The sequence below is a fragment of the Nitriliruptor sp. genome (assembly GCF_040882075.1).
Lineage (GTDB): Bacteria > Actinomycetota > Nitriliruptoria > Nitriliruptorales > Nitriliruptoraceae > Nitriliruptor.
In genome coordinates this window covers 1-8,492 of record NZ_JBBEBZ010000012.1, presented here as the reverse complement: position 1 = coordinate 8,492, position 8,492 = coordinate 1, and the positions used below count along the sequence as shown (strand labels likewise).

10 protein-coding genes are annotated in these 8,492 nt (G+C 71.7%); 4 read left to right on the top strand and 6 right to left on the bottom strand.

Annotated elements, in window-relative coordinates:
• A partial coding sequence (locus tag WEB03_RS00810; protein WP_368069074.1) for an acetyl/propionyl/methylcrotonyl-CoA carboxylase subunit alpha occupies positions 1-1,182 on the bottom strand: 1,182 nt, incomplete at its 3' end.
• Positions 1,183-1,522: 340 nt separating this feature from the next.
• Here WEB03_RS00810 and WEB03_RS00805 point away from each other — a divergent pair.
• Positions 1,523-2,017: a hypothetical protein gene (locus tag WEB03_RS00805; RefSeq protein WP_368069073.1), complete on the top strand. Its 495-nt coding sequence runs from the start codon at positions 1,523-1,525 to the stop codon at positions 2,015-2,017.
• A gap of 51 nt (positions 2,018-2,068) precedes the next feature.
• On the opposite strand, the gene WEB03_RS00800 is transcribed toward WEB03_RS00805, so the two are convergent.
• From WEB03_RS00800 to WEB03_RS00790, 3 genes are read right to left on the bottom strand one after another with little or no spacing between them, the layout of a single operon-like run.
• Positions 2,069-2,428 (bottom strand): hypothetical protein, encoded by a 360-nt coding sequence (locus WEB03_RS00800; RefSeq protein ID WP_368069072.1) that lies wholly within the window; start codon positions 2,426-2,428, stop codon positions 2,069-2,071.
• A gap of 2 nt (positions 2,429-2,430) precedes the next feature.
• Positions 2,431-2,673 (bottom strand): hypothetical protein, encoded by a 243-nt coding sequence (locus tag WEB03_RS00795; RefSeq protein WP_368069071.1) that lies wholly within the window; start codon positions 2,671-2,673, stop codon positions 2,431-2,433.
• 22 nt (positions 2,674-2,695) lie between these two features.
• Positions 2,696-4,252 (bottom strand): acyl-CoA carboxylase subunit beta, encoded by a 1,557-nt coding sequence (locus tag WEB03_RS00790; RefSeq protein WP_368069070.1) that lies wholly within the window; start codon positions 4,250-4,252, stop codon positions 2,696-2,698.
• A 143-nt stretch (positions 4,253-4,395) separates the two neighbouring features.
• Here WEB03_RS00790 and WEB03_RS00785 point away from each other — a divergent pair, with 143 nt between their 5' ends.
• The 3 genes from WEB03_RS00785 to WEB03_RS00775 are packed head-to-tail and all read left to right on the top strand — an operon-like array spanning position 4,396 to position 7,219.
• Entirely contained in the window at positions 4,396-5,211 is an 816-nt protein-coding gene (locus WEB03_RS00785; protein ID WP_368069069.1) for a biotin--[acetyl-CoA-carboxylase] ligase, read from the top strand.
• Positions 5,212-5,241: 30 nt separating this feature from the next.
• On the top strand, positions 5,242-6,381 hold the full coding sequence (locus WEB03_RS00780; protein ID WP_368069068.1) for an acyl-CoA dehydrogenase family protein: 1,140 nt from the start codon (positions 5,242-5,244) through the stop codon (positions 6,379-6,381).
• 43 nt (positions 6,382-6,424) lie between these two features.
• On the top strand, positions 6,425-7,219 hold the full coding sequence (locus tag WEB03_RS00775; protein ID WP_368069067.1) for a hypothetical protein: 795 nt from the start codon (positions 6,425-6,427) through the stop codon (positions 7,217-7,219).
• A gap of 51 nt (positions 7,220-7,270) precedes the next feature.
• Here WEB03_RS00775 and WEB03_RS00770 read toward each other — a convergent pair whose 3' ends face one another.
• Together WEB03_RS00770 and WEB03_RS00765 are read right to left on the bottom strand one after the other, a co-directional pair.
• The gene (locus WEB03_RS00770; RefSeq protein ID WP_368069066.1) at positions 7,271-7,513 is read right to left on the bottom strand and encodes a hypothetical protein; all 243 of its coding nucleotides are present in this window, start codon (positions 7,511-7,513) and stop codon (positions 7,271-7,273) included.
• A 191-nt stretch (positions 7,514-7,704) separates the two neighbouring features.
• On the bottom strand, positions 7,705-8,492 hold a 788-nt coding region (locus tag WEB03_RS00765), incomplete at its 5' end, for a potassium channel family protein (protein ID WP_368069065.1).

The following is an 8,492-nucleotide window of genomic DNA, read 5'->3' as shown; positions in this document are numbered from 1 at the left end:
GGCCCAGACGATCAGCTTGCCGATCATCGAGTCGTAGTCGCGCGGCACCTCGTAGCCCGACTCTGCCCCGGTGTCGAAGCGGACCCAAGGTCCGAGCGGCGCGACGAGTTCGGTGATCAGGCCCGGGGTCGGCACGAACCCGGACGCCGGCTCCTCGGCGTTGATCCGGACCTCGATCGCGTGGCCGGTCAGGACCACGTCGTCCTGGGTGAAGCCGATGCCTTCACCCGACGCGATGCGGAGCTGCGCCTGGGCGAGGTCCCGACCGGTGATCAGCTCGGTGACCGGGTGCTCGACCTGCAGGCGGGTGTTCATCTCGAGGAAGTAGAAGGTCTCGCCGTCGTCGTCGAGCAGGAACTCGCAGGTCCCCGCGTTGACGTAGCCCATCTCCTTGGCGACCCGGACGGCGGCTTCGCCCATCTTGGCGCGCACGTCGGGGGACAGGCCCGCGGCGGGGGCCTCCTCGACCAGCTTCTGGTGGCGCCGCTGCAGCGAGCAGTCGCGCTCGCCGAGGTGGAGGGTGGTGCCATCGGTGTCGGCGAGCACCTGGATCTCGACGTGGCGGGGGCGCTCGAGGTACCGCTCGAGGTAGCACTCACCGCGCCCGAAGGCGGCCTTGGCCTCGCGGGTCGCCGCGTCGAGCGCTTCGCGCATCGAGGCCGCGTCCTTGACGACCTTCATCCCGCGGCCGCCACCGCCGAACATCGCCTTGACCGCGACCGGGTAGCCGTACTCGTCCCCGAAGGCGACCGCCTCCTCCGCGTCCTCGGTCGGTTCCCGGGTCCCCGGCACGATCGGGACACCGGCGTTCAGGGCGACCTCACGGGCCGACAGCTTGTCGCCCATCTTGGCGATGGCTTCGGGGCCCGGACCGACGAAGACGAAACCGGCGTCGGCGCAGGCCTGCGCGAAGTCGGCGTTCTCGGAGAAGAACCCGTACCCGGGGTGGATCGCGTCGACACCGGCCTCGCGGGCGACCTCGAGGATCCGTTCCTGGTTGAGGTAGCTCTCGGCCGCCGCGGCAGGCCCGAGCAGGTACGCCTCGTCGGCGTGGCGCACGTGCGGTGCGTCGCGATCGACCTCGGAGTAGACGGCGACGCTGCGCACGCCGAGCTCACGGCACGCGCGGATCACACGGATGGCGATCTCGCCGCGGTTGGCCACCAGGACGGCGTCGAACACCGCTCCACCTCTCGTCGGGGACCTCGCTCCGGTGGGGTCGGGAGCGGGAAGGGCGCCGCTCGGGCCCGCGGGGAGCCTAGTGATGCCGGCCCGCGCCTCCACGTTCGAGCCCGGCCGCGGGTCCGGGGTGTGACCCACCGGGGTCCTGGTGCGGCGCCCGTGCCACGCCAGTTCCCCGCTGCCCCGTCGGCGGCCTGGGGCCGTCCCCGTGGTTACCTGCCACCCGCCCGCCGCGGGTACCCTCCGTCCCCGACGATGCCGTCTCCATGGACCCTCGGGAGCGGCCCGTCAGCACCCGCCGAACCGTCCCTCGTCCCATCCCTCCCCCGAGGAGCTCGTCGTGCGCCACCGCCTCACCCTCGGCCTCGTCACCGCCACCGCGGCCCTCCTCGCGGGTTGCGCGTCCTCACCCGACGGCGCCATCGAGGCTGCGGCCTACGAGTGCCCCGTCGGGACCGAGGGGTGCGACGTCGTCCAACCGGTCGGCGAGGGCGGCGAGATGACGATCGTCTCCTCACGCGAGGGGGAGTTCTCCTTCACGGTCGAGGACGGCATCGCCGTCACCGGCGAGATCATGGTGACCTTCGAGAACGAGGGCACCGCTGTCCACAACACCGAGGCCCTCGGCGCGGCGGAGGGATCCGACATCTCCGAAGCCCCGGGTGGCGGCAGCGACGAGGGGGTCTTCCTGCTGTTCCCGGGCGAGTGGACCGTCATCTGCAACGTCCCGGGTCACCGCGCGGCGGGTATGGAGACGACCGTCCAGGTGTTCGCCACCCCGGAGGAGGCCGCGGAGGCCGAGGCGTCCGGCGAGGACCTGAACGACGACGCCTGACCGCGCCGCAGGTACGACCGAGCCGGACCACGGGGTCCGGCTCGCTCACCTCTAGGCGCTCCACCCGAGGAACCTGCCCCCGAGCGCGACCACGGCCAGCACGAGCGCGACCGTGACGAACGGTGCCAGCATCGCCAGGAACGGGTGCCGGATCCGCCACCGCCACGCCACCACGCCGATCACGGCCCACGCGGTCAGCAGCACCAGCACCGCCCACATCGGTGCCACCAGGCCGAGGCTCAACGTCAGGTAGCCGACCACGGCGTGCAGCAACACCAGCGCGGTACCGGCCACGACGCCCGAGATCCGTCGCGCCACGTCCCCGACCTCGCTGGCGAGCGCGTCGAGATCGCCCTCCTCGGGCCCGGGTGCACGCGGTGCGGGACCGGGGCGGGTCGGGTCGTCGTCCACGGTCAGTGACCGAGCACCGTGACCTGCTGGAGGTCGCTCGGTCGGGTCGGTGGCAGCAGCCCGACCCCCTCGAGCAGCGCTGCGCGGGCCCACGCCGGTGCGGCGGTGTCACCGCTCGGATCGTCGGCCCCGGACGGCGTCAGCGCGACCACGACCGCGGCGAGTTGCTCGGCACCCACCGTCCCGCCGCCCACCACCTCGATGCGGGCGGTCGAACGCTCGGTCGCTGGCGCGTCGTCGCTCACGGGCAGCTCCTGCGTGGTTCGGTCAGAGGGGGATGTTGCCGTGCTTGCGGGCGGGACGCGTCTCGCGCTTGCCGGCGCAGAAGTGCAGCGCCCGGACCAGCTGCTGGCGCGTCTCGCTCGGCTGGATGACCGCGTCGACGTAGCCACGCTCGGCCGCCCGCCACGGGTTGGCGAGGTCCTCGGCGTACTGCTGCTCGAACTCGGCGTGCATCGCGTCCTGGTCGTCGGCGGCCTCGAGCTCACGCCGGTAGAGGATGTTGACCGCCCCCTTGGCGCCCATGACGGCGATCTCGGCGGTCGGCCAGGCGAGGTTCACGTCGGCACCGAGGTGTTTGGAACCCATGACGTCGTACGCGCCGCCGTAGGCCTTGCGCACGATCACGGTGAGCTTCGGCACGGAAGCTTCGGCGTAGGCGTAGAGGAGCTTGGCGCCGTGGCGGATGATGCCGCCGTACTCCTGCTCGGTGCCGGGAAGGAAGCCGGGCACGTCGACGAACGTGACGACCGGGATGTTGAACGCGTCGCAGAACCGCACGAACCGCGCCGCTTTCTCCGACGCGTCGATGTCGAGCACGCCCGCGTAGTAGGAGGGCTGGTTGCCGACGATCCCGACCGGGTGGCCGTCGAGCCGCGCGAGGCCGACGACGATGTTCTCCGCGTAGTGCTGGTGGACCTCGAGGAACTCCTCGTCATCGACCACCAGCCGCACCAGGTCGCGCACGTCGTAGGGGACGTTCGGGCTGTCGGGCATGAAGGTGTCGAGCTCGGTGACGAGCCGATCCGGATCATCGGTGGACGCCACCACGGGCGGGAGCTCGAGGTTGTTGGCCGGCAGGAAGCTCAGCAGGTACTTGATGTCGTCGAGGCAGCTCTCCTCGTCGTCGGCCGCGAAGTGCGCGACCCCCGACTTCGAGGCGTGGCTCATCGCCCCGCCGAGCTCCTCCATGGTCACGTCCTCGCCGGTGACCGTCTTGATGACGTTCGGGCCGGTGATGAACATGTGCGAGGTGTCCTTCACCATGAACACGAAGTCGGTGATGGCGGGGGAGTAGACCGCGCCACCGGCGCAGGGCCCCATGATCGCGCTGATCTGCGGGATGACCCCCGAGCTGCGGACGTTGCGCAGGAAGATGTCCCCGTACCCGCCGAGGCTGACCACGCCCTCCTGGATCCGAGCACCACCGGAGTCGTTGAGGCCGATGACCGGGATCCCCATCCGTTCGGCGAGATCCATGATCTTGACGACCTTCTCGGCGAACACCTCACCGAGCGAGCCACCGAACGCGGTGAAGTCCTGGCTGAAGACCGCGACGCGTCGGCCGTCGATCGTGCCGTGGCCGGTCACCACGCCGTCCCCGAGGATGCGCTTGTCCTCGAGCCCGAACCCGGTCGCGCGGTGCACCGCGAACGCGTCGGTCTCGACGAAGCTGCCCTCGTCGAGCAAGAGGTCGACCCGCTCGCGGGCGGTCAGCTTGCCCCGGTCGTGCTGCTTGGCGATGGCGTCCTCGCCACCCCCCGTCGCGTGCTCGGCACGCCGGCGTTCGAGCTCGGCGAGCTTGTCCTTCGTGGTCTCGGCCACGGGGGTGCCTCTCAGCGGGAGCGGGGGGAACGGCGCACGCCGTCGCGGACGAGCGGGCGGCCGGAGCCTAGCCTTCGACCCTCCACCGACCCCCAGCCGGCTCCGTCCGGAGGGGCGTGACGACCACCGCAGCGAGGAGACCCGTGACCGACCTCGAACGCTCCGAACAGCTCGTGGCGCTGCTCGGCGGGCCGCTCGGGTGGCACACCCTCGTGCACGAACCCGAGGTGGCCTCGACCAACGATGTGGCCCTCGCCGCGGTCCGCGAGGGCACGCCCCCTGGTCTGGTCGTGGTCGCCGATCACCAGACCGCGGGCCGTGGTCGGCTCGGTCGACCGTGGGACGATGCGAGCTCAGGTGACGCGGTCCGGTCGCTCACCGCGAGTTCGGTCGTCGCGCTCCCGACTGCGAACGTCTCGCTGGTCCCGCTGGCGGTGGGGCTCGCGGTCGCCGACGCGCTCCGACGCGCCGGAGCGCGCCCGATGCTGAAGTGGCCGAACGACGTGCTGCTCCCACGGCCGGGAGGCGGTCGGGCCAAGGCGGCGGGGATCCTGGTCGAACGCCACGCCGTCCCGCAAGGCGAGGTGCTGGTGATCGGGACCGGCATCGATCTCGACTGGCGCGAGGTGCCCCGCTCGGGGGACGCGGATGCGTGGACCTCGGTGGCGGAGTCAGCGGGCCGCGACGTCGACCGGGTCAGCGTGCTCGCCGACCTGCTGCGCGGACTGGCGGTGTGGTTGCGGTCCGTCCCGGCCGACCCGCTGCGGTTGCTGATCGCGTACCGCGATGCGTGCGCGACCGTCGGGACCGACGTGCGGGTGACCTTCCCCGACGGCGAGGTGCTCGAGGGGCGCGCCGTGGACCTCGACCGTGACGGTCGCCTGGTCGTCGAGAGCCCGGTCGCCGGGAAGGTGGCCGTCACCGCTGGTGACGTCGAGCACGTCCGGCCGGGGACGTAGGCTCGCCGCGCCGACGAGGGAGAGAAGATCATGGTGTCGTTCGCGCTCGAGCCGGAGCAGGAGGAGTTCCGCAAGGTCGTGGCGCAGTTCGCCGACACCGTCGTGGCTCCCGCGGCCGATGCGTTCAACGCCGAGGGTCGGTTCCCGGTCGAGATCGTGCGCCAGATGGGCGAGATGGGCCTGTTCGGGCTGATCTTCCCCGAGGAGTGGGGTGGGGTCGGCGGGGACTACCTCACCTTCTGCCTCGCGCTCGAGGAGCTCGGCCGGGTCGACCAGTCCGTGGGCATCACCCTCGAGGCCGGTGTCGGGCTCGGAGCGGCGCCGATCTTCGAGTTCGGGACCGAGGAGCAGAAGCAGCGCTGGCTACCGGAGCTCGCCCGTGGCGAGAAGCTCGGCGGCTTCGGCCTGACCGAGACCGGGGGCGGATCGGACGTGTTCGGCGCCACCGCCACGAAGGCCGTCGAGACCCAAGACCACTGGGTCATCGACGGGACCAAGCAGTTCATCACCAACTCCGGCACCGAGATGACCTCCATCGTCACGGTCACCGCCATGACCGCGCCGGGGGAGATGACCGCGATCATCGTCCCGGTCGATACCCCGGGGTTCTCGTACGCCCCGCCCTACCGCAAGGTCGGCTGGCACGCCTCGGACACCCGGGAACTCACGTTGGACGGCGTCCGTGTGCCGATCAGCAACACCCTCGGCGAGCGGGGCGCCGGGTTCCGTCAGTTCCTCAAGACCCTCGACGACGGCCGCATCGCCATCTCGGCGCTGGCCGTCGGCCTCATCCAGGGCTGCGTCGAGGAGTGCACGCGCTACAGCCAGGAGCGTGAAGCGTTCGGCAAGCCGATCGGCGCCAACCAGGCCATCGCCTTCAAGATCGCCGACCTCGACGTCGCTGCGGAGACCTCGCGGCAGATGTACCGCTACGCGTGCTGGCGCAAGCTCGAGGGCCTGCCGTACAAGCGCGAGGCGTCCATCGCCAAGCTGTACTCCTCGGAGCAGGCGGTGACCGCTGCCCGGGAAGCGACCCAGATCTTCGGCGGCATGGGCTTCACCACCGAGACCCGTGTTGGCCGCTTCTACCAGGACTGCAAGATCCTCGAGATCGGTGAGGGCACCAGCGAGATCCAGCGGATGCTCATCGCCAGGGACCTGGGCCTCTGACGCGGCTCGTACCCTCGCCGCGCCCCCGTAGGAGTCCGCCCCCGTGGTCGACAAGTACACCTCCCGCATCGCGCTCGTCCTCGACGCGCCGGTCGAGGACCTCGCCGCGGTCATCTCCGCTGCAGGCCGCGCCAAGGACATCGACCGTGGCAGCCCCGTCCGCGGCGCGGACGGCGCGGCCTTCGAGGTTCACTGGGGTGGGCGGATGCAGAAGGCCGTCGTCCGTGCGCTGACGGACGACGACGGCCGGGCCCTCCTGCGTGCCGAGACCTACATCGGCGGGGACGGGCTCGTCGAGGGCATGCGCCGCCAGTGCCAGTTGCTGCAGGGCCTCTCGCGGCACCTGCGCGGGCGCGTCCGCGGGGTGTCGGACGTGTCGGCGGTCGCCGAGCGTGACGAGGCGTGGATGAACCGCTGCGCCGTCGGTGCGGTGACGATCGACGACGCGATCGTGGTCCGCGCGGAGGGCGAGGGGACCTGGTGGGTGCGGACCCACGGGCTCGCCCGGTTCGACGTCCCCGATCTCGAGCTGTACGGCCTCAGCCGCGCGCAGGTCCCCGGCGCGGAGGCGGCGATCCGGCACGTCCTCGATCAGCTGCTGCGTGGCGGGATCCGGGCCGACCTGTCGCTGCCGGACGGGACGTCGCTCTACCTGGTCCCGGTGCTCGAGGCCTGGACCCACGTGCCCCTCGACTGGCCGGGTGTGGGCCGAGCCGGCCAGGACCGCGGACCGGGACTCGACGGTCCGCGCGCGTCGCTGTCGGTGCTCAAGCCACCCCGCCTGGGTCGCTACAAGAAGGACCTCGCCGGGGTCATCGATCGCCTCCCCGCCGTCTGAACGCGCGACGGGCGCCCCGGAGGGCGCCCGTCGGCAGGTGTGGCGGGTGGATCAGCTGTCGGTGTCGGCCTCAGCCTCGGCCTCGGCGTCCGCGTCGGCGGTGTCCTCGGTCGTGTCCTCCTCGACCGTGACGTCCGCCTCAGCCTCAGCGTCGGCGTCCTCGGTGGTGTCGGCATCAGTGTCGGTGACGACCGTGTCCGGGTCGTCGTCCTCGACGGTGCAGGCGGCGCCAGCGAAGGCGAGACCGGCGACGAGCGAGAGCGAGGTGATGCGCTTGCGGAGGTGGGTACGCACGGGAGCTCCTCGGATGGGGTGCGTTGGTGGAGCCCGAACCTTCGCGGCTCCCGGGGCACCGCGTTCGGCGTCGACCGGCGCCACGCTCGGGGACCGCATCCAGTCGAGCTTGACCGACCGTCCATCCGGCCGAGGTGTCGCGTCGACTCATCGGACCCCCGACGAACGAGAGACGAGCCCGTGGGCTCGCGTCAGGCCTCGATCTCGTCGGGGGAGGCGATCCACCCGTCATCGCCTTCGCCGCGCAGGTCGCCGCACAGCTCACGCAGGCGCGGTGCGCCCTCCTCGGGGCCGATCGCCAGCAGGCGGTCACCCGCCTCGACCGTGCGGGCCCGCTTCGGTCGGTAGATCCAGCGGCCTCGGCGCTGGATCGCGAGGACCTCCATCCCGGTCTGGGTCTGCAGCTGGAGCTCGCGGAGCGTCCGGCCGGCAGCGGCGCTGCCCTCGGCGACCTCGGCGTCGGCGACGATCTCGTCCGCCTCGGCGAGTGCCGCCGCGATGATCGGGTGGGGCGGCCCCTCGTCCTCGATCACGCGACACATCGACTGCGCCGAGTCGACGATCCGTTCGGCCGCCGAGGCGAGGTGGAGCAGGCCGCGCAGCTCGTCGGGATCCTCGAGCTCGGCTGCGGCCCGCAGGACCCACCCCTCGAGCTTGTGGAACAGCTCGTCGGAGGTGTCCTCGATGACACCGACCTCGGCCGCGAGCGACAGGTCCTGCAGCAGGATCGCGGAGTAGGCCAGCCCGACGGCCACCTCCGACACGTTCTTGAGCTCGACGACGAGGTCGACGGCCCGGTCGAGGTTGGTGAGCTTGGCCCGCTGCGGCGGCGGTGGCAGCTCGCGCGCGGTCCCGCCGGCGAGCTCCCGGACGTGGTCGACCCCCTCCTTCGGGCCCTGGAGGAAGAGCACGTCGCCCTCGCGCAGCACGTCGTCGGGAGCCGGCCCGTACATCCAGTCGACGTCCCGCCGGATGGCGA

Coding starts and splice junctions, on each gene's coding strand:
- WEB03_RS00780 (WP_368069068.1), top strand. CDS start 5,242: ATGGTGTCGTTCGCGCTCGAGCCGGAGCAGGAGGAGTTCCGCAAGGTC.